The sequence below is a fragment of the Gordonia ajococcus genome (genome assembly GCF_012974285.1).
Classification (GTDB): Bacteria; Actinomycetota; Actinomycetes; order Mycobacteriales; family Mycobacteriaceae; genus Gordonia; species Gordonia amicalis.
The window spans coordinates 310699-331444 of record NZ_CP052884.1; the positions used below are offsets into that span (position 1 = coordinate 310699).

Consider the following 20746-nt stretch of genomic DNA (forward strand, 5'->3'; position numbering starts at 1 on the left):
GCCTGATCGCCCGCGTTCTCCCGTACACGAGGCGCGGCGATGCGCGGTGCGCCAACCGTTACATCGTTCAATGTTACGATCGGCGTCGACGGTCCCGCGACGAAAGGCTGACCCCTGTGACTGAACGTTCCCCCTGGGAGGACGACGACATCAGCGCTTTGCGTGAACTGGCGCGAAGCTTCTGCGAGAAAGAGATCAAGCCGAACACCGAGAAGTTCATCGAGCAGCACCATGTCGATCGCGACCTGTGGCTCAAGGCCGGTGAACTGGGGCTTCTGTGTATGTCCATCCCCGAGCAGTACGGCGGCGGCGGGGGCACGTTCGCGCACGAGGCGGTGCTCATCGAGGAGCAGGCCGGCGTGGCCGACAGCTCATGGGGCGTCAGCCTCCACAACGGCATCGTTGCGCATTACCTCCTCGCGTACGGATCCGAGGAGCAGAAGTCGACGTGGCTCCCCAAGATGGCCAGCGGGGAGGTCGTGGGCGCCATCGCCATGACGGAACCGGGTACCGGCTCCGACCTACAGAACGTCAAGACCAGGGCGATCCGCGACGGTGACGACTACGTCATCGACGGCTCGAAGACCTTCATCACCAACGGCGGCCAGGCCGACCTCATCATCGTCGTCGCCAAGACGGACTCGTCCGAGGGTGCCAAGGGCATCTCCCTGATCCTCGTCGAATCCAGCCGGCAGGGGTTCCGTCGCGGACGGGTCCTCGACAAGATCGGGCAGCGCGGACAGGACACATCGGAGCTGTTCTTCGACGGCGTCCGGGTGCCGACGTCGAACCTGCTCGGTGAGCAGGAAGGTCAGGGGTTCATCCAGCTGATGCAGCAGTTGCCACAGGAGCGGCTGATCATCGCGGTCGCCTCGGTGGCCGGCATGGAGAAGGCCGTCTCCGAGACGATCGCCTACACCAAGGAGCGCGAGGCATTCGGCCGGCCTGTCTTCAGTTTCCAGAACACCAAGTTCAAACTCGCCGAAGCGGCCACCGAGGCACGGATAGCGCGTGTCTTCGTCGACGACTGCATCGTGAAGCACATCGACGGAAAGCTCGACATCCCCACGGTCGCAATGGCGAAATGGTGGACGAGCGACCGGGCGATGGCGGTCGCCGACGAATGCCTCCAGCTGTTCGGCGGCTACGGATACATGAACGAGTACCCGATCGCCCGCCTGTGGGCGGACAACCGCGTGCAGAAGATCTACGCGGGAACCAACGAGATCATGAAGGAGATCATCGCCCGCACCCTGTGAGTCCGGGACCGGTCGCGCCGACGGCAGGCGGCCTCAGGCAGGATCAGTGCGGCCACCATCGGCGCGCCATGTCACTGTCGTCGGGACCTCGTCGTCCCACGGCTGGCGGGTGACGAGATCGGCGACCCGGACGTAGCCCTTCTCGAAGACGCCGATCGCCGGGTCGATCAGGCGGTACTCCTGCGTCTGACGATGAATCGGCTGGGCGTCGAGCAGGACGATCCGCACCTCGCCCGGCTCGAATCGGCAACGGCGCTGGAGTGATTCGATGAGCTGCTCGTTGGAGAGGTGGCCGTCGCCGAAGTTCCAGCCCATCGCGGTGCTGCAGATCCGTTCGCCGTCGGTGAGTACGTACTGTTCCTCGGGGGTTCCACTCATGGCGCGATGTGCGAGCGTGAAGAGTGCGCGGCCGTGACTGTTGGAGGAGCGGAACGCATATCCCATGTAGAGGGGGATCTGGGCGGCTTCGGGACTGCCGTAGAACCGTTCGAGTTGGGCCGCCGGCATCGACGCGATGGCCACGATGCCCGCTTCGATCTTCGCCGACGCCGACGGCTTGATGCACCACAGTCCGGTGTCCCAGTTGCCCGCGTAGTACCGCATGCCGGGCAGGAAGGACACCTTGCGCGGCATCAGGTTCCCGACGACCACCGTCGTCGCCGACACCGCGAACAGTAGTAGCGGCCACGGGGATTCGAGGTCGGTGAGCCCGATGCCCGGGTGGCCGACGAAGATCGCGAGGATGCCGAACATCATGAAGACGTTCCACTCCAGCGGGACTCCCATCGGGATCGACGACAGGATGCCGAAGTGGAAGACGAGCATGATCGCGGCGGCGATCCCGCCGACCCACCCGCCGTGCGAGAAGAACAGCACGATCGGGACGAGTCCTTCGACGGCCGTGGAGAAGTGGGCGATCCAACGGGACCGGCGTCCGGGTCGGAGGTCTTCGGGGAAGTCCTCGAAGAACTTGCGTTTGATCTTCGGCGACCGCCAGATCGGGTTGTTGGACATCATCGTCGCGATGACGAAGGGGAAATGCTTGTTCAGTTTCGACGTCGCCGCGCCGAGCCAGATGCACAGGAACAAGAGTTGGGCGCCGATGATCATGTCGACGCCGCCGAACAGGAACGTCACCGTCAGCGCGCCGTACACCTCGCCGCGTGCGGCCAGGAAGACCGTCTTGTCCCGGAGTCCGATCGCGGCGAGGAGTCCGAGGATCGTCCAGATCTGCCACGCGGGAAGGACGCCGACGGTGGTGTCGAGTTCGGGGACGGCGCCCGAACCGGGGCTGAACAGGGCGATCAGCACGACGACGATCAGCGCGCCGTAGAGCAGGACGTCGACGGGGGTCCTGGCGTCACCCGCGGTCAGTGGGATCCGGGGCCACGGGGGCTGACGGATCGTCCCGGGGCGCAACCAGTAGAGGATCGAGCCGAAGGGCGGGAAGAAGCGGTTGTTCAGCGGGCCGAACCCGCAGCCGAAACCCACCACCTCGAAGAGCGTCGTGTAGAGCACGACCTTCTGGAAGACGATCGGCTCGTTGTACCAGGCGGTGACGTCGAGGAAGCCGTCGATGCCCGGCGTCGTGATGACGATCGCCCAGCCGATCAGGATGAAGGCGAGGATCTTGCCGACATAGAACAGGTGCAGTGCCACCGGGGTCCCGAACCCGACCTCGGCCCAGTGCCGCGCCATCGGTCGGATCTTCTCCGCGCGCGTGCCCTGGCTCCAGGTCGGGAAGTCGATGTCGGGAGTGGTCTGTTTCAGGAATCCCATCGTTGCCGAACGTAACAAACCAAGCGATTGCTTGGGGCGAGATCGGTGGTGTGGCCTGGCTGTGGCCGACATCCTCGCGTGGTAGATGCCAGTCGCGAACAGGCCACGTAAGCGTCGCCGAGTGGTTCACTGGAAGCATGATGTTCGTCGCCGGGGCCGTCTTCGTGGTGGTGGTCGTGGTGGCTCTCGTCCTGCTGATGTCGTTGGCCGTCGGCGCGTTCTCGGCGATGTTCACCGGGATGAGAGACGACCGCGCGCGGCGTCGAGCCGAGCGGAACGACTCCCCGGTCGAGGCGTCGCACGTCGCTGTTCGACCGTCGACCGATGCACTGGGCGAACTCGCCGACGAGCTGCGGTTGGCCCAGGCCACGCGGTGGGCGTCGTGTCAGTCGGTACAGCGCCGAATCGAGGGGCAGTGGACCCGCAGCCCGGCGGGTGGCGCGAACGACTACCTCGTCCTTGCTCTCGATCTCTGGCACAACCGGAGTCCGGGCAACTCCGATCCGGACGAGGCGGGCCAGGCGGAACCTCGCGACCGGCTCGGGGACTGGACCGAACTCGCACAACTCAACAAGGATCGCATCGGGAAGATCGTCTGGACCACGGCGCTCGTCGCCGACAGCGTCAGCCGTTATCCGGCGTGGAAGCTGGACTTCTTCGACCGGCATTCCGTGCGCGTCGACCTGGTCGGAGAGGCCACCGCGATCACGACCGCAGCGGCCGGGCTGCGCGACCAGCTGGCCATCCTCGGTGACGCGCCCGCGGGACATCTCGGCGTCGACGACGAGGTGATCGCGACGTTCGCGGAGAAGTCGAGGCTGCTGTCCGGTCGGCTTGACGGCCTCGTCGCGCGGGTCGAGGCATTCGCCGAGTACGAGCAGATCGTCGCCCGCATCCAACAGCGTCAGGACAAGCAGTCCTGGCTCGAGCGGGTCAGTGCCATAGACGAATTCGAGCACGTGGTCGACGCGGAACGGGACCGCGCGGAGAGTGACCGCGTGCGCAACCTCGCCGACGAGTCCGGTGTTCTGGCCGCGATCTACCTGGACGAGATCGCGCCGCTGGCGAAGTCGCTGAAACAAAGTGATGCCGCGTAGCGCGTCACCTGCTCCCTGAGGAGTGCCCGGAGCTTGCGGAGCGCACGTCACGAAGGGGCCAGCATCACCTGGAACAGCACTTCCGCGCGGATCTCGAAACCCAGTTGCTCGTACAGGCGGATGGCGTTCACGTTGGTCGCGTCCGCGTGAAGTATCGGGGTGGCGCCACGCTGTCGAATGCCGTGGGCGAGGGCGAGAACCAGTCGTGACGCAAGTCCTTCGCCGCGGTGCGCGGGATCGGTGCAGACCGCGCTGATCTCGGTGTAACCCGGTAGGGCGAGTCGTTCGCCACCCATCGCGACGAGCCGCCCACCGCGCCGGATGCCGAGGTAGGTGCCCATCTCAATGGTGCGCGGACGGAACGGTCCGGGACGTGTGCGCCGGACGAGGTCGATCATCTCCGGTACGTCGCCCGCGGCCAGGGGGACCGCCTCGGCGTCGGGTTCCGCGGACACGCCTGCGTCGATCATCTGCACCCCGGGTCGACGCATGGTCGTCTGCCATTCCGCCGGTGGGGCGTCGGCGACGACGGGGATGAAGAGAGAACCGCCGGGGCCGACCAGTCGGGCGGCGTCGGCCCAGTCGCCGGGGGTCGGGTCGTCCGGCAGGGCCGCCATCGGGCAGACATCGGGGTGGTACCGCAGCGCGGTGCCGACACGTTCGGCGAACCGCGCATGGGGGCCGGTGAGGGCAGCACGTGCCGGGTTGCCGAGCTGCCGGTGGCCGGAACGCTCTGTACCGCTCATGGATTCGTCGACGCTTCCGACCACACGACGACGATACCCGGCCGTGCGCCGACCACGATGACCGCGAGCGCTCGGGATGTAAACGCACACGCGGGAACCGGACTCGCCGGACATCCGGCTGCTCGCCGCCTTACGATCGGAGCGACCGAACAGTGCTGGTCACGACGATCTGCCGTGCGTCGACGGCGAGATCCAGGGCCGAAGGAGCCGCGCTTGACCACGAGTGACAGTTCCCCCGGCGCTGACCGGGAAGCGGCCCGAGACCTCGCGTTGATGCTCGTGCTGACGTTCGCGACCGGCGTCGTCGACGCCGGCGGTTTCCTCGGTCTCGACACCGTGTTCCTGGGGAACATGACCGGGAACGTCCTGATCCTCGGGATGGGTGCTGCCGGCGCCGACGGACTGCCGGTGTTCTCCGTGGCGCTCGCCCTCGTCGCGTTCATCCTCGGCGCCGGGTTGGCGAGCCTGTTCCTACGGTCGGATCGGCGTGGGTGGAGTCCGCGGTTGACCGCTGTGCTTGCGGTGTCGGCGTCGCTGGTCGCCGGTACCGCGGTCATCATCTGGGCACAGTCGACGGAGCATGTGGCAGCGATGTTCGCCGTCGGGATGACCGCGTGCGCGATGGGCATGCAGGCTGCGGCCGCACGCAGTATCGGTGTCGCTGACGTGACGACCGTCGTCGTGACGTCGACGATCACCGCATGGGCGATCGACATGTTCGCACGGCCCGGTCGCGCGACGATCGTGAACCGTCGATCCGCGGCCATCGTGTCAATCCTGTTGGGCGCCTTGGTCGGAGCGCTGCTGGTCAAGGTCGCGCTGTGGTCGGTGTTCGCGGTCGCCGCGGTCATCAGCGCGGTCGTCGTGGTGTGCGGATACGTGCTTGCGTCGGCAGGTGCTGGTGAGCAGGCGGGCGTCTGATCAGGTTGCGTTCTGTCCCGGGTCGCGGGCATAAACGCAACCTGATCCCGGCGGAGTGCCTCCGCAGGTGGGCTGATCCGAACTCTCGGAAGTCAGGACGCGGAGTGATCGACCACCGCGATCGGGTGTCGCGCCGCGTGATGGGCGGCGCGGGTCACCGAGGTGGTCCAGACCGGGAAGGCGGTACCGGCGCGCGGTCGGGTGATCACCAAAAGTGACGCCTGCGGCACGGCTTCGGCGAGCGAGCGATGGGGATCGCCGTTGACGAGCTGAACGTTGACGGGGCAGTCCGGGTACTGCCGCCGCCACGGGTCCAGGAGGGTGTCGGCGCGCGCGTACGCATCGGAGATCTGTTCTGGCGCAGCGTCGTCGGGTATCGCGCAGATGATGGTCACCCGCTGGCCGATGTCGCGTGCCCGCTCGAAGGCGGTCTTGATGGCCTGATCCGACGGCGCGTCGACGTCGACCGCCACGACGACCGGGCCGTCGAAGCACACATTGCCGAAAGGCACGGTGACGACGGGGCATTTCGACCGTGCGGTGAGAATCGCACTGACGCTTCCGGAGGTGAGTCGTTCCAGCCAGTTCGCGCGGTGGTGCCCCAGGACCAGCAGGTCCACGTGCTCCGACACCTGCAGCAGCAACGGGACCGGGAGCTCTGGCCTGACGAGCGTGTCCACCCGTAGCTGCAAATGGTCGGCGCGAAGGGAATTCGCGACCGCGTCCGCCCGGGCGAGCGCGGCATCGCGAATGTTCTCGATGTCGAACTCGGCCAGGCCCTGTGCGGCGCCCGCAGGAGCGTATCCGTGGACGAGCAGCAGCCGCCCGCCGCGACGGACGGCAGCCGCCGCACCCCATCGTGCGGCGGCTTCCGACTCCTGGCTGTGGTCGAGCCCGACCGCGATCGTCTTCATCGCGGACTGGTGTCCTCTGTGGTCAGTGCGGCCGCGGCGGCCTCGGCCCGGCGCTCCTCATCGCTGCTCATCGTCTTGAGGGCGACCTCCTTGATGAAACAGATGGCGACGAGGCTGAGCGCCGCCATGATTCCGGCGACCAGGAAGATGCGGGCCGTGCCATCACCGTACGCGCCGCGGACGATATCGGCGATCGGGCCGGGCAACTCGTTCAGGTTCGACAAGCCGGCCTGCGAGCCGCCGGTCTGCCCGGCGTTGATGCCGACTGCACTCAGCCCCTGCGCGATGAGGTCGGAGACATGGCTGGACAGGACCGCACCCAGCACCGACACACCCGACGCGCCGCCGAGCGAACGGAAGAACGTGACGGTCGAGGTGGCCGCACCCAGGTTCGCGGGGCTGACGTTGTTCTGGACCGCCAGCACCAGGTTCTGCATCGTCATACCCATACCGATACCGAGGACGAACAGGTACACACCCAGAATCCTCATGTCGGTGTGCGCGTCGATCGTGGCCAGCAGTCCGAAGCCGACCGTCATCAGCGCCGCACCGGCGACGAGGTAGACCTTCCAGCGTCCGAAGCGGGTGATCATCTGTCCGGAGATGGTCGCCGAGACCATCGAGCCGATGATCATCGGGAGTGTGAGCAGGCCCGCCGCGGTCGGCGAGTAGCCGCGGGCGACCTGGAAGTACTGACCCAGGAACACCGCACCACCGAAGAGGGCGACACCGACGGCGACGCTTGCCAGCGTGGCCAGCGTCGTCGTGCGATCGCGGAACAGATGCAACGGGATGATGGGGCTGCTCACCCGCGACTCGACGAACACCGCGGCCGCCAGCAGCACCAGCCCCAGCGCGACGAGTGCGTAGGACGCCGCCGACGCCCAGTCGAAGCTCTTCCCGGCGAGGGTCACCCAGATCAGCAGAATGCTGACACCCGCGGCGATGAGGACAGCGCCGCCGTAGTCGATGCTGACCTTCTTGCGGATCACGGGGAGGTTCAGCGTGCGCTGGATGACCAGCAGTGCCGCGACGGCGAGCGGCACGCAGACGTAGAAGGTCCAGCGCCAGCCGAGCCAACTGGTGTCGACTATCAGCCCGCCGATCAGCGGACCTGCAACCGTGGCGACCGACATCACCGCGGCCATCGAACCCTGGTAGCGACCGCGCTCACGCGGGCTGAACATGGTTGCCACCACGATGACGACCAACGCCTGCAAACCGCCCAGACCCAGACCCTGGATCACACGGAACCCGATGAGCATGTCGACGGACTGCGAGGTCCCGGCGAGGACGGATCCGATGGTGAACAGGGCCAGTGACATCTGCACCAGCAGCTTCTTGCTCACCAGATCCGCGAACTTGCCCCAGATCGGGGTGGTGGCGGTCGACGCCAGGAGGGTCGCGACGACCACCCAGGTGTACTGGTTCTGTGTGCCGTGCAGATCGGTGATGATCGTCGGCAGTGCATTGGAGACGATGGTCGAGGACAGGAAGGCGACGAACATCCCCAGCAGGAGGCCGACCAGTGCCTCGATTCGCTGGCGATGGGTCATCGGGATGTCCTCGACCTCCACCGGCCCGGCGGCGGGTGCGCTCATACTCTGATACCTCCGCGGTACGCGTCCGCGTGCTGCCGGCGATGTTCGCGCACGTGGACGGCAAATTGTTGAAAGCTGCAACTAAAGGCAGACGTGAAGGTTGTAACACGCAACTAAGCGGGATTGTTCCTGCTGTGTTCGACGCCTCAGTCGCGGGGCATTTGTTCTGACGACGAGGATCGCCGACTCCGAGCGGGTCGGTTCGACGCTCCTCGACGCGAGCGCGCAGGTCGACGATTACGCGTTGGGCGGCGCGGTGTGGGTACTGGCGTCGTCGAGCCGATCGGCGAGAGGCATCACCGAGGACTGGACCGAATCCGACCGGGCATCGGCGGTCGGGAGCGGGGCTACCAGGAGATCTCGATCTCGATCTCGGATTCCTTCTCGCCGCGCTCGAACTCGACCTTGAGCTTGACCTGCGGGGGGACGTCGATTCGCACGGTCTTGTTGTTGGCGACGAACGACACCTCATTGTGCCGGGCGATCGCATCGGCGAGGTCGCGAAGCCGCTGGGCCGCTTCTTCGCGGGTCAGCGTGGTCTTGGTCTTGTGCTCGAACAGTTCGTCGCCCATGCGTTTCATCTGAGCCGATGACACGCCGGCGGTCAAGGTTCAGAGGTTCAAAAGACGGGAATCTCCAGCGGTCGCGGCGATCTCCCGACCACTGGCGGCGTCGGTGCGTTCGTACTGTGCGGCTGCAGCCCGGGTGCTCTGCTCGAGGTCCGCGAGCTTCTGCAACAGGTCTCTGGTGAATCGGTCCGAGCGGTCCACGAACTCGTCGAAGCCCGCGGACGCCATGGTCGACCAGCCGCGACCGCACGAGGCCACCGCCGCATCGCTGCTCTTGAGATGGGTCTCCGCAAGGTCGGCGGTCGTCGTGATGGTTCGGGCGGAGTGCCACAGAACTTCGGGATCGACCTCTGACTCGTGAGCAGACATACCGGCACCCCCGTGCGTTGAAGTATGTTTCTGGTGCAGGTAGCAGGCTACCCGCAGAGCCGGTCGGGGGTTACGTGATGCGTGCGGGATGGGTTGCGGTGGTACTCGCGGCCGTTCTGTGTGGAGGGGGGTGCTCCGCGGTGGACGAAGCGACGTTCGGACCGTCGGACGACGTGTCCGCGGCGAGAGTGGCGGAGTTGAACGGGCAGCTTCGCGGGCTACCGAGCCTGGAAGCGACCCTGGATGATTTCCGCGCCATGCGGGAGGCGATCGTCGAGCAGGTCGAGGTGATCGCGCCCGGCGTGAGGTTCGAATCGACCAATCCGCCGGACAACCTGTTCCCGGACTACCGGAACCCCTGCTCGGGCGAGTGGCTGGAGACCGACGGCAGGACCGTCCAGCTCGACCGTCGGACATCCCCGGTGCCGATCAGCGAAGAGCAGTGGCCCCGAGCCGTGGAGATCGTGCGTTCTGCCGCTGCCGCGGCGGGGTTGACGAACGAGACGTGGACACGAAATCAGCCGGGTGACCGAGAGGTCCGGTTCTCCGACGACGAGAACGGTTCCGTCAAGTTCGGCACCTTCGAGGCAGCGCTACTGTCGATCCGGACGCCGTGCAGGCTCCCCGCCGGCCCCGCGGAAGCGGTGACTCCGCCGGCCGCGGACGGATCGAACGCCTCGTCGCCGGGCTGACTCCACGGATCTTGCCCGAATCGACGCCTGGGACACCGGCGCGCTCGACACGATGGCCGACTCCCTCGCGAAACGCGTGACGACCGTCGGCGAGATCGAGGGTGCGCTACGGACAGCCGGCGAGCTGCCGGGCTGGTTCGGCGATGCGGCCGACGCCGCCCGACAGCTGTACGCGGTCACGGTCGATGACCTCCGCGACGAAGCCGCAGTCCTCGGTGCGGCCCGGCAGCTCGCCGTCGAGACCTCCTCGGCGGTCAAACACCTCCAAGGCCGACTCGCCGGTCTACGGGTGCAGGCCGCGGATGCGTCGATGACCATCCACGACGACGGGTCCGTGACCGCCGCACCGACACCCGACCCGGAGGACGACGAAGCGCGGGAGGACCTGCGGAAGGCACTGGAGACCGCGGTGAAGGCACTCATCACCCAGGCAACCGATGTCGACGCCGATGCCGCGCGGGTGTTCGACGCCATCCGCGACGGCAAGATCACCGCGAACGATGCCGGGAGCATGGAAGAGGCGACGAAGGCGGGGGCTGGACAGGGCGGGCTCACCCCTCTCGAACCGCCGGCGGGCAAGTCGCCCGACGAGGTGAATGCCTACTGGGACGCGCTGGCTCCCGAGCAACAGCAGGAGCTGTTACGCGACCGACCGGATCTGCTGGGCAACGTCGACGGCATCCCGTCGCCGATCAGACATGCTGCGAACGTCGCCCGGCTCGACGACGTGCTGAGACAGCTCGAGGATCGTCGGGATCAGCTCACGAGGCAGATCAGGTTCGGCGGCCTCTTCACCAACGAGGACGCCGAACTCGAACAGGTCGGGAAGAAGATCCGGGATGTGCAGACGCTGCAGGAGTTGATGGCCGACAACGAGTGGAGCCCGTCGAATCTGAATGGTCGGATGCTGCTGGTGATGGACATGTTCTCCGGGGAGCAGGGCAAGGCGGCGATCTCCATCGGCAATCCCGATGATGCCGACCATGTCTCGGTCACGACGCCGGGACTGAACACGAACATCCGGAACAGCTTCGGATCCATGCTGGGTGAGTCGGCAGCTCTGCGCGACGAAACGCTCGACGAGCTCCAGCGCGCCGGACGCGGACACGAGAGGGTCGCCACCGTCTCGTGGCTCGATTTCGAACCGCCGGACTCCGACGGCAGCCGTCCGTCCGGATGGTCGTGGCTGGAAGTGGCGCAACAGGATCGGGCGAGCGACGGTGCGCCGGAACTGGCGAACTTCTACCGTGCGATCGATGCGACGTCGAACAAGGCGGACCCGCACATCGTCGCACTCGGGCACTCCTACGGGTCGCTGACGCAAGGACTGGCGCTGCAGACCCCCGGCGGACATCCGGTCGACGATGCCGTTTTCTACGGCTCTCCGGGATTCGAGGCGAACGACGAACCCGAGCTGGGGCTCGAGGACGGTCACGGGTTCGTCATGCAGGGCGAGAGCGACAGCATCTCGTACGGTCAGTCCCTCGGGCCCGTCGGCCCCAACGGTCCGCGGCCAACCTCGACCGACCTCGTGCAACTCGAAGTCGACGATCGAACCACCGCCGACGGTGTGGAGCGGCAAGGCGCGTTCGGGCATGCCGACTATCCCCGCGACGGGAACAACGGTGAGCTACGCGTGTCCGGCTATCTGATGGCCCGGATACTGGCCGGCCTATCCGCCGAATGACCGCAGCGGACGCAGGAACTCGCCGCTGACCTGCACGGCGGGCGCCGACGACCCGCCGCCGACGACGAGCGTCGCGAAGGCGAGGTCGCCGACGATACCGGCGAACCACCCGTGTGGGTTCTTGTTGTCACCGTACTCGGCGGTGCCGGTCTTGCCGCCCAGGTCGGGGATGTCCTGCAACGCGGTGGCGGTACCGCGGGTCACGGTGTCGCGCATCATGCTTCGCAGTGCACGGACCACGTCGTCGGGAATCTGTTCGGGTTCGGTGTCGCCGGTGGTGCGCTGTCCCTCGACCAGCGTGGGCGTGACGGTCTCACCCCGCGCGAGACTCGCTTCGGCCAGCGCCAGACCGAACGGGCTGACGGTCACCGTGCCCTGACCGATTCCGTTCTCCACGCGCAGGGCAGGGGTGTCGGCCACGGGCACTCGTCCGGTGACGGTGGTCAGGCCCGGGACCGTGTAGTCGGGGCCGATGCCGAATCGGCGGGCCATCGTGGTCAACCCGTCGGCGGGGAGTCTGTTCGCGAGAGCTCCCATGGTCGTGTTGCACGAGCGGGAGAAAGCTGTTGGCAGCGCGACGGTTCCGAGGTCGAAGTCGTCCTCGTTGGGGATGGTTCGTCCCTCGATCGTCGTGCGCCCGGGACAGGGAACCTGCGACGTCGGCTGCACCACCCCGGCGGCCAATGCCGCTGCGGTGGTGATGGTCTTGAAGGTCGATCCCGGCGGGTACAAGCCGGTGAGGGAGACCGCGCCGGACCTGTCGGCGGCGTCGTTCTGGGCGACGGCGACGATCCCGCCGGTCGACGGGGAGATGGCGACGATCATCGCGGGACGTCGTTCACCGTCGACGGCGCGTTGTGCCCGGGTCTGGATGTCTCGGTCGATGGAGGTGCGTATCGGCGGCGTGGTGCCCGGTTGCGCGGAGTCCACGAGATGCGTTGGAGTGCCGTCGTTGTCGACGATCTGGATCGACCAGCCGGCCGTGGCGTCGATCGCGCCACGCCAGATGTCCTCGAGTCCCGACATCGCGGGCGAATGGAGGTCCCTGGTGGCACTGAGGAGCGCACCCTGCTCGGTGTTCGTCACGCCGGCGGTCGACTCGACGCTGCGCCGGACACGTTCGAGATCTGCTTCACGCAGCCTGATCACGGTCTGACGCGGGGCGTTGTTGCCGTCGAAGAGCTTGCGGATCCCGGCCGCCGTCATCGACGGTTCGACCGGTCGCAGCGCACGGGCCAACGTCTCGGCCGAAGCGAGTTGTGCCCGTTCGAGACTGATCAACGTCACCGGCTGCCACGTCATCAGCGGGCGCGCATTGGTATCGAGAACCGGTGTGCGGTAGGCGCGGTCGTCGCTGTACGAGAAGGACTGTCCCGCGCGGAGTTGCCGGTGCATGACCGATGGTTGCCACCGGACGCGCCAGCCCGAATCCGTCTCGGCGAGAACGACCGACGTCTGGTAGGCCGTATTGGTGTTTCGGATCTGCCACTGATGGTCGAGCGTTCCGGTGACCTTCTTGTCGTCGACGAGGTCGGCGGCGACCGACAGTTTCGGGGTGGAGCCCATACCGTCGAAGATCGACCGGATCGTCGTGCGAGCCGTCGTCGGGTCGTCGGTGAGCCCGGCGGCCGCGTCGACATCTCCTCGCTGCAGTGCGTCCGCGAACGACTGCAACGTGTCCTCCGGCGAGTCCTTCGACAGGAAACACCCCGACAACGTGCCGACCAGCACCGCGAGAACACTCAGGATCACCAACAACCGACGCATGTGGCCAGACAACCGACCCGAGCCTCCCCACGCAAGGTCACGACGCGCGATGACGCCATAGCGAAACGCTATCGGGGCAGGTTGCCGCGCTACTCAGCGGGAGTGCGGAGCTCCGTGACGACCGTCCGGGCGACCTCACCGATGGCCCGGTCCACGTGCGGCAGTGCGGGCTCAGACCGTGCACTCGACGTGAAGACCGCGACGGCGACCGGCAACTCACCGGGGAACTCGACGACGCCGATCTCGTTGCGGATCGCGACCAGGGTGCCCGTCTTGCCCGCAACGGTGACCCGTCGGAACGGAAATCCAGACGCGAGGCGCGAGGTGAACACTTGACGACGCATGGTGTCCCTGATGAACGCACACATCTCGTTCGACGCCGCGTGGTCGGTCCAGACCGCGGACAGCAGCGTCGTGCAGTCCCGAGGCGTGGACGAACTGGAGTACGCGGCGTCGTAGGCGCTGACCGACGTGTCGTCATCCGGGTCTGCGAGCGCGGCGAAAGCCTCTGCCACCGTGCTTGTCCCGGTTTCCCGCTGGAGACGCTGGTGTAGCTCTGCGACTCCGCCGACGATCCGGGTGTTCGCGACACCGAGCGTTGCAAGGTCCTCGCGTACGCGGTCGAGTCCGATCTCGTCGAGGATGACGTCGGCGGCGACGTTGTCGGAGACGGTCATCATCGAGGTGGCGAGGTCTCGCCGGCTCAGTGTGATCGGATCGCGCAACGCGGCCAGTCCGGTCGGACCCTGTGCCCATTGTGTCGGGTCGACCGTCACCGACGAGGTCAGGTCGATGTCACCGCGATCTGCGCTGCGGCACAACGAGATCAGTAGAGCGAGCTTGTACACCGAGGCCAGGACGACCGGAGCGTCGGCGTCGAAGGAGTATCCGATCCGTGGGGAGCCGATCGTCGTCGCATGTATCCAGCCGGAACAGCCGGCGTCGGCGAGGGTCTCCGTGACGTCGCGGTCGACCCGCTTCCGCACGTGTAGGGGCAGCTCAGCTGGTTCTGGGTTCACCCGGCGGCCTTGCTGATCTTCCACAGTGCTGCCGTTGACACGTCCGCGACCTCGGCGAGTGCGGATTCCCGGTAGACGACCCGGAGTCGCAGCGCCGTGGCGTCGCGCCCGATGGGGAGACACCGAACGCCGTCGAGCGACGCGAGACGTTCCGGGTCAACGGTCAGGCCGACGGCTCCGCCACCGGCGACCGCGGCCACCAGGTGCTCGGAGGACGAGACGGCCAGGATTCTTGGATCGAGTCCGGACTCGCGGAGGCGGTCGATCAGCTGGTCATGAGCCGGCGGATTCGCGGCGCGCGGCGGGTGGCAGAAGTCCAGGCCCGCAAGGTGGCGCAACCGGGGACGTGCTGCGGTGGTGACCGGATGACGGGCCGGCACGACGACGTGGCGTCGGAACACGACGACCGGGCCGGTGGTGAGAGTGCCGGTGACGCAGGGCGCGTCGACGATGGCCAGGTCGAGCGTGCCCGCCGACACCTGCTCGATCAGACTCACCGCCGCGGCACTCACCATCTCCTGACCGGACGACACGTCGCCGAGGCGTTGTGCGACAGCGGCGACGGCCGCGCTCCCCGCGAGAGGTACTGCACCCCAACGCAGTACCTCAGAACCCTCGTGAAGGCGTCGGGCTTCGCCCAGGAACCGCGCCGCGTCGTCGATGAGGAGTCGTGCCCGGGGTAACAGGTCGCGACCGGCGTCGGTGAGTTCCGCACCGCGGGAGGTGCGCCGGATGAGCTGAACCCCGAGTTCCCTCTCCAGGCGGCGCAGCCCCTGCGACACCGGTGGCTGCGTCATCTCCAACCGGGCGGCCGCGTCCCCGAAGTGGCCCTCCTCGGCGACGGCGACGAAGAACCGCAGGTGCCTGACGAGATCCACGGCTTCCAGGATGGCACGGCATCGTCGACCTGCTCCACAAACCCACCACGGATGGAGATTTCCACCCCCTCGCAGGGGGGTGGAAATGCTGAAAAGGGGTGGGTTTGCGGGTCAGCGCAGGAACGTCGCGGCCGTGTCGGCGAGGTCGAGCAGCGGTTGCGGGAAGATGCCGAGCACGACGGTGGCCAGCGTGCAGACCGCGATGCCTGTGGTGGTGAGGATGCTGGGCTTCACGACGTGCGGTGCCTCGCCGGCGGGGACGTCGTCGAAGAACATGGCGACGATGATGCGGATGTAGACGTAGGCGGCGATCGCGCTGCTGATCACACCGATCACCACCAGAACGCCGCTACCGCTGCCGGCGGCCGCGGCGAAGACGTCGAACTTGGCGATGAAGCCGCTCGTCAGCGGGATGCCGGCGAAGGACAGCAGGTAGACCGCGAACATGGCGCCGACCAAGGGATACCGTCGGCCCAGACCCGACCACTGGGTGAGATCGGTCGCCTCACGCCCGGACAGATGAGGATTGCGGACGGTCGCGGCGGTGCCGTGGACCGCGGCCGTGCGCGCCGACGTGCTCGTGTCCGCGTCGGGTTCGCGGATCACCGCCACGGTCGCGAAGGCGCCGAGGGTCGTGAAGGCGTAGGCGGCCAGATAGAAGAGCGTCGCGCCGAGCCCGGCATCGTCGAAGGCGATCAGGCCGAGCAAGATGAACCCGGTGTGTGCGATCGACGAGTAGGCGAGCATCCGCTTGATGTCGTTCTGGGTCACGGCCATCACCGAGGCGATGACCATCGACGCGATCGCCACCGCCCACAGTGCGGGCTCCCACTGATCGCGTAGCGCCCCGAAACCGACGTAGAAGACACGGAGGAGCGCACCGAACGCGGCGACCTTGGTGGCCGATGCCATGAATGCGGTGACCGGGGTCGGGGCTCCCTGATACACATCTGGAATCCACGAATGGAACGGCACCGCACCGACTTTGAACAACAACCCGACCGCGAGCATCGCCAGACCGATCAGCGCCAGCGTCGTGTCGCCACCGGTACCGGCGACGTCGGTGATCGACGCACCGATCGTCGACAGGTTCAACGAGCCGGTCGCCCCGTAGACGAATGCTGCACCGAACAGGAAGAAGGCCGACGAGAAGGCGCCCAGCAGGAAGTACTTCAGAGATGCTTCCTGCGAGATCAGCCGACGACGCCGAGCCAGCCCGCACAACAGGTAGAGCGGCAGCGAGAAGACCTCCAGCGCGATGAACATGGTGAGCAGATCACCGCACGCCGGGAACAGCATCATGCCGCCGACCGCCAGCAGTGCCAGCGGGAACACCTCGGTCGTCACCGCCCCGGCACGAGTCGCCTCGAACTCGGCGTCGGTGTTCGGGACCGAGGCGCCGGACGGGGTGAACATGTCCGCGTCGACGCCCCCGCCGTTGAATCCTGCTCTGCCGGACTGATCGTCGGTGACCGCGGCGCCGGCCAGGGTACGCATGGTGACCGGCGCGACGACCCGCTCGAGCCGACGTTCGGCGATGAACCCGACCGCGATGATCGCGATGATCAGCAGGAGTCCCTGCAGATACAGGGTCGGGCGGTCCAGAACGACGGCCCCCGACATCGCGAACTGTCCGTTCGAGCCGTCCGCTGTCTGTGCGGCCGTCACGGTGGCGAGCGCAGCGAGCGCGACGACGAGTCCGCCCAGCGAAAGCCCGAGTTGCAGTGGGTACCTCAGCCTGCGCGGAGCGAAGGCCTCTACCAGGACCCCGATGACACCTGCGCCGAACACGATCAACATGGGCGACAGGGCCGCGTACTCGACGCTCGGGGTCTCGATCGCGGCCAGCGGCGTCGAACTCAGCGCAACGACGGACGGACTCATCGGTGGGCCTCCGCATCGGTGGTGGGGCCCTCAGGCCGGTCGCGGGCCGGGATCGGGACCGGGTCCGCCACCGCGGGTGCGGGATCGGTGACCCCGACCGTGGTGAGCGTGCTCTGCACCGCGGGATCGATCAGGTCGATCATCGGCTTGGGATAGACCCCCAGGGCGATGAGCAGCGCGAGGAGCGGTACGACGACGGCCAGCTCGCGGCCGGCGAGGTCGCGTATCGACGACACCCGCACGTCGTCGGGCTTCGGGGGGCCGCCCATCATGCGCTGATAGGTCCACAGGATGTAGATCGCGGAGAGCACCAGCGCGGATGATGCGAGGACCGCCGCCACCGGGTAGCGCGTGAATGTGCCGATGAGGACCAGGAACTCGCTGATGAACGGGGCGAGGCCGGGTAGCGACAGGGTTGCCAGGCCCGCGACGAGGAAGGTGCCGGCGAGGACGGGGGCGACCTTCTGGACCCCGCCGTAGTCGGCGATCAGCCGACTGCCGCGGCGCGACACCAGGAACCCGGCGATGAGGAACAGGGCGGCGGTGGAGAGTCCGTGGTTGACCATGTACAGCGCCGAACCGGTCTGTCCCTGATCGGTCATCACGAAGATGCCCAGGATGATGAAACCGAAGTGCGAGATGGAGGTGTAGGCGATCAGGCGCATGACGTCGGTCTGGCCGATGGCCAGGATCGCACCGTAGACGATGCTGACGACCGCGAGTCCGCAGATCAGCGGCGCGAAGTACCGGCTCGCATCCGGGAACAGTTGCAGGCAGAACCGCAGCATCGCGAAGGTCCCGACCTTGTCGATGACGGCCATCATGAGCACCGCCGACGTCGGGGTGGCCGCGACCGCAGCATCGGGAAGCCACGAATGCAGAGGCCACAGCGGGGCCTTCACCGCGAACGCGAACATGAAACCGAGGAACAGCAACTTCGCGAGGCCGGTGGTGTCGTCGATCTGGCCGCTCGACACCGCGGCCACGATGTCGCCGAGCGCGAAAGTCCCGCCGCCATCAGCCCCGACGCTGTTCTGTGCGGAGACGACGTACACGCCGATCACGGCGGCGAGCAGGAGCAGACCGCCGAACAGGTTGTACAACAGGAACTTCACCGCCGCGCCGGAGCGGTTGGGTCCGGTGCCGAAGCCGCCGATGAGGAAGTACATCGGGATGAGCATGGCCTCGAAGAAGATGTAGAAGAGCAGGATGTCCAGCGCGACAAAGCTCATCAGCACCATCGCCTCGGTGGCGAGGAACAGTGCGAGGTAGATGTGCGGACCCTTCTGGGCGCGTCCGCCCGAATGGTCCAGCGACCCGGCGGATTCGGCGTCGTGCCAGCCGGCGAGCAGGAGCAGGGGCAGGAGTGCGGCCGTCAACAGGATCAGGACCAGGCCGATCCCGTCGAGCCCCAACGCGTATCGGGTTCCCAGCGCCGGAATCCAGCTCACGTCTTCGGTGAACTGGTATCGCTCACCGGCCGGATCGAATCCGATCGCGAGGCCGACGGCCACGACGAGGACTCCGAGCGTGATGGCGAAGGCGAACCATCGAGCCGCCGCGGGACGGCTAGCGGGTATCGCGAGAACGAGGGCCGCGCCCACCGCGGGTGCGAACCAGAGGATCGTCAGCCAGGGGATGTTCACAGCACGTTCACCGCCATCACGAGCGCGACGATCAGGGTCGTCCCGGCGAACATCGACAGCGCGTAGGACCGCACATAACCGTTCTGCCACCTGCGTATTCGACGCGACGTGCGGGTCACGGCAACGCCGACGCCACTCGTCAGACCGTCGACGCCGTCGGACTCCACGGCGACCAGGCCGGCGGTGACGCGCTGTCCGGGACGCATCAGCAGCTCTTCGTTGATCGTGTCGCCGTACAGATCATGCCGTGCCGCGACCGTCAGCACCGACACGTCCTCGGGTGCGAGGACGAGCACCGGCCGGGTGGCGTACTGCCGGTAGGCGATCGCGACGCCGACCGCGACGACGACGAGGATGATCGCGGTCATCGCCCACACCGGGATCAGATGATGGGCCGTGTGTTCGCCGACGACCGGTTCCAGCCAGTGCTCGAGCGACCCGCCGATCGCGAGCAGCCCGCCGGAGGCCACCGAACCCAGTGCGATCAGAACCATCGGTCCGGTCATCACCCTGGGCGACTCGTGCGGATGCGGGACAGCGGCATCCGTGCCGTCGTGCCACCGCTTCTCCCCGAAGAACGTCAGGAGCATCACGCGGGTCATGTAGAACGCGGTGATACCCGCCCCGAGAAGCGCTGCACCACCGAGGATCAGCCCCTTCGCGCCGCCTTCCCCGAACGCGGCCTCGATGATGTGGTCCTTGGAGTAGAAGCCCGCGAACGGCGGGACTCCGATGATCGCGAGATAGCCGACGCCGAAGGTGACGAAGGTGATCGGCATGAGCTTGCGGAGTCCGCCGTAGCGTCGCATGTCGGTCTCGTCGTTCATCCCGTGCATCACCGATCCGGCACCGAGGAACAGGCCGGCCTTGAAGAAGCCGTGCGTGAGAAGGTGCAGGATGGCGAACGCATAGCCGGCCGGACCGAGTCCGGCGGCCAGGACCATGTACCCGATCTGGCTCATCGTCGACGCCGCGAGCGCCTTCTTGATGTCGTCCTTGGCGCAGCCGATGATCGCACCGAACAACAGCGTCACCGATCCGACCACCACGACACCGACCTGTGCGACGGGTGCCAGGTCGAAGATCGGACCCGAGCGCACGATCAGATACACGCCGGCGGTCACCATCGTCGCCGCGTGGATCAGCGCGGACACCGGGGTCGGACCTTCCATCGCGTCGCCGAGCCACGACTGCAGCGGTACCTGAGCAGACTTGCCGCACGCCGCGAGCAGGAGCACGAAACCCAGTGCGGTGAGGGTTCCTTCGCCGGCCTGGGGAGCGCCGTCGAAGACCGCGGTGAACGCGACCGATCCGAAGGTGGCGAACATGATCATCAGTGCGACGGCGAGTCCGATGTCGCCGACGCGGTTGACCACGAAGGCCTTCTTCGCCGCGGTCGCCGCGGTCGGCTTGTACTGCCAGAAGCCGATCAGCAGATACGACGCCAGGCCCACACCCTCCCAGCCGAGATACAGGCCGAGATAGTTGTCGGCGAGGACGAGGACGAGCATCGCCGCGAGAAACAGGTTGAGGTAGCCGAAGAATCGTCGGCGGTCGGGGTCGTCGGACATGTAGCCGATCGAGTAGACGTGGATCAGCGACCCGACACCGGTGATCAGGAGGACGAAGCACATGGACAGCTGATCGAGGCGGAAACCGAAGTCCACCTGTAAGTCTCCGACCGGCACCCAGCGGAACAGTGTGTCGGTCACCCCGCGGTCGTCGGCCGGGCGGGACACCATCCCGGCGAACATCACCAGTCCGACCACGAACGACGCGATCGCCGCGGCGGTACCGAGCAGATGACCCCAGCGATCGGTGGCACGACCGCCGAGGAGAAGGATCACCGCACCGGCGAGCGGGAGCGCGGGGACCAACCAGAGCAGTGACGCGGTCAGTTCGGCGTTCACCAATCCTC

Annotated in this window: 17 protein-coding genes; 5 read left to right on the forward strand and 12 right to left on the reverse strand. The window is 67.0% G+C overall.

Going from position 1 to position 20746, the window contains the following annotated elements; all coding sequences use genetic code 11:
* The first annotated feature begins 116 nt into the window (after positions 1-116).
* Positions 117-1259 carry an acyl-CoA dehydrogenase family protein gene (locus GAA2_RS01315; protein WP_006435214.1) on the forward strand — a complete coding sequence of 381 codons (1143 nt, stop codon included), beginning with the start codon at positions 117-119 and terminating at the stop codon, positions 1257-1259.
* 33 nt (positions 1260-1292) lie between these two features.
* On the opposite strand, the gene GAA2_RS01320 is transcribed toward GAA2_RS01315, so the two are convergent.
* On the reverse strand, positions 1293-3038 hold the full coding sequence (locus GAA2_RS01320) for a DUF3556 domain-containing protein (RefSeq protein ID WP_096272796.1): 1746 nt from the start codon (positions 3036-3038) through the stop codon (positions 1293-1295).
* A 137-nt stretch (positions 3039-3175) separates the two neighbouring features.
* Between GAA2_RS01320 and GAA2_RS01325 the strand changes: the two genes are divergently transcribed.
* The gene (locus GAA2_RS01325) at positions 3176-4135 is read left to right on the forward strand and encodes a hypothetical protein (RefSeq protein WP_024498759.1); all 960 of its coding nucleotides are present in this window, start codon (positions 3176-3178) and stop codon (positions 4133-4135) included.
* A gap of 47 nt (positions 4136-4182) precedes the next feature.
* Here GAA2_RS01325 and GAA2_RS01330 read toward each other — a convergent pair whose 3' ends face one another.
* A complete protein-coding gene (locus GAA2_RS01330; protein ID WP_006435211.1) occupies positions 4183-4881 on the reverse strand; it encodes a GNAT family N-acetyltransferase in 699 nt (232 codons plus the stop codon).
* A gap of 213 nt (positions 4882-5094) precedes the next feature.
* On the opposite strand from GAA2_RS01330, the gene GAA2_RS01335 reads away from it, so the two are divergent.
* Positions 5095-5802 carry a YoaK family protein gene (locus GAA2_RS01335; protein WP_191834667.1) on the forward strand — a complete coding sequence of 236 codons (708 nt, stop codon included), beginning with the start codon at positions 5095-5097 and terminating at the stop codon, positions 5800-5802.
* A 92-nt stretch (positions 5803-5894) separates the two neighbouring features.
* On the opposite strand, the gene GAA2_RS01340 is transcribed toward GAA2_RS01335, so the two are convergent.
* From GAA2_RS01340 to GAA2_RS01355, 4 genes are all read right to left on the reverse strand, one after another.
* Positions 5895-6716, reverse strand: coding sequence for a universal stress protein (locus GAA2_RS01340; protein ID WP_006435209.1), 822 nt, complete (start codon positions 6714-6716; stop codon positions 5895-5897).
* Positions 6713-8317, reverse strand: coding sequence for an MFS transporter (locus tag GAA2_RS01345; protein ID WP_096272791.1), 1605 nt, complete (start codon positions 8315-8317; stop codon positions 6713-6715). Before GAA2_RS01345 ends, GAA2_RS01340 begins: the two co-directional genes overlap by 4 nt.
* A 347-nt stretch (positions 8318-8664) precedes the next feature.
* A complete protein-coding gene (locus tag GAA2_RS01350; protein WP_006435207.1) occupies positions 8665-8889 on the reverse strand; it encodes an amphi-Trp domain-containing protein in 225 nt (74 codons plus the stop codon).
* Positions 8890-8928: 39 nt separating this feature from the next.
* Positions 8929-9255: a WXG100 family type VII secretion target gene (locus GAA2_RS01355; protein WP_006435206.1), complete on the reverse strand. Its 327-nt coding sequence runs from the start codon at positions 9253-9255 to the stop codon at positions 8929-8931.
* A 140-nt stretch (positions 9256-9395) separates the two neighbouring features.
* On the opposite strand from GAA2_RS01355, the gene GAA2_RS01360 reads away from it, so the two are divergent.
* Both GAA2_RS01360 and GAA2_RS01365 read left to right on the forward strand, forming a co-directional pair.
* Positions 9396-9947 (forward strand): LppA family lipoprotein, encoded by a 552-nt coding sequence (locus GAA2_RS01360; RefSeq protein ID WP_232513049.1) that lies wholly within the window; start codon positions 9396-9398, stop codon positions 9945-9947.
* 52 nt (positions 9948-9999) lie between these two features.
* Positions 10000-11634 carry an alpha/beta hydrolase gene (locus tag GAA2_RS01365; protein ID WP_024498755.1) on the forward strand — a complete coding sequence of 545 codons (1635 nt, stop codon included), beginning with the start codon at positions 10000-10002 and terminating at the stop codon, positions 11632-11634.
* On the opposite strand, the gene GAA2_RS01370 is transcribed toward GAA2_RS01365, so the two are convergent.
* The 6 genes from GAA2_RS01370 to nuoL all read right to left on the reverse strand — a co-directional run bounded on the left by GAA2_RS01370 (position 11620) and on the right by nuoL (position 20738).
* Complete coding sequence (locus GAA2_RS01370; protein ID WP_191834668.1) at positions 11620-13401, reverse strand: penicillin-binding transpeptidase domain-containing protein; 1782 nt, start codon at positions 13399-13401, stop codon at positions 11620-11622. The two genes, GAA2_RS01365 and GAA2_RS01370, sit on opposite strands and share 15 nt — an antisense overlap.
* An 89-nt stretch (positions 13402-13490) precedes the next feature.
* Positions 13491-14420 carry a serine hydrolase gene (locus GAA2_RS01375; RefSeq protein WP_006435202.1) on the reverse strand — a complete coding sequence of 310 codons (930 nt, stop codon included), beginning with the start codon at positions 14418-14420 and terminating at the stop codon, positions 13491-13493.
* The gene (locus tag GAA2_RS01380; RefSeq protein ID WP_006435201.1) at positions 14417-15298 is read right to left on the reverse strand and encodes a LysR family transcriptional regulator; all 882 of its coding nucleotides are present in this window, start codon (positions 15296-15298) and stop codon (positions 14417-14419) included. The genes GAA2_RS01375 and GAA2_RS01380 overlap by 4 nt, the downstream gene beginning before the upstream one ends.
* Before the next feature lie 111 nt (positions 15299-15409).
* The gene (gene nuoN, locus GAA2_RS01385; protein WP_006435200.1) at positions 15410-17182 is read right to left on the reverse strand and encodes an NADH-quinone oxidoreductase subunit NuoN; all 1773 of its coding nucleotides are present in this window, start codon (positions 17180-17182) and stop codon (positions 15410-15412) included.
* Entirely contained in the window at positions 17179-18828 is a 1650-nt protein-coding gene (locus GAA2_RS01390) for an NADH-quinone oxidoreductase subunit M (protein ID WP_191834669.1), read from the reverse strand. The genes nuoN and GAA2_RS01390 overlap by 4 nt, the downstream gene beginning before the upstream one ends.
* Complete coding sequence (gene nuoL, locus GAA2_RS01395) at positions 18825-20738, reverse strand: NADH-quinone oxidoreductase subunit L (RefSeq protein ID WP_006435198.1); 1914 nt, start codon at positions 20736-20738, stop codon at positions 18825-18827. Before nuoL ends, GAA2_RS01390 begins: the two co-directional genes overlap by 4 nt.
* Between the last annotated feature and the right edge of the window lie 8 nt (positions 20739-20746).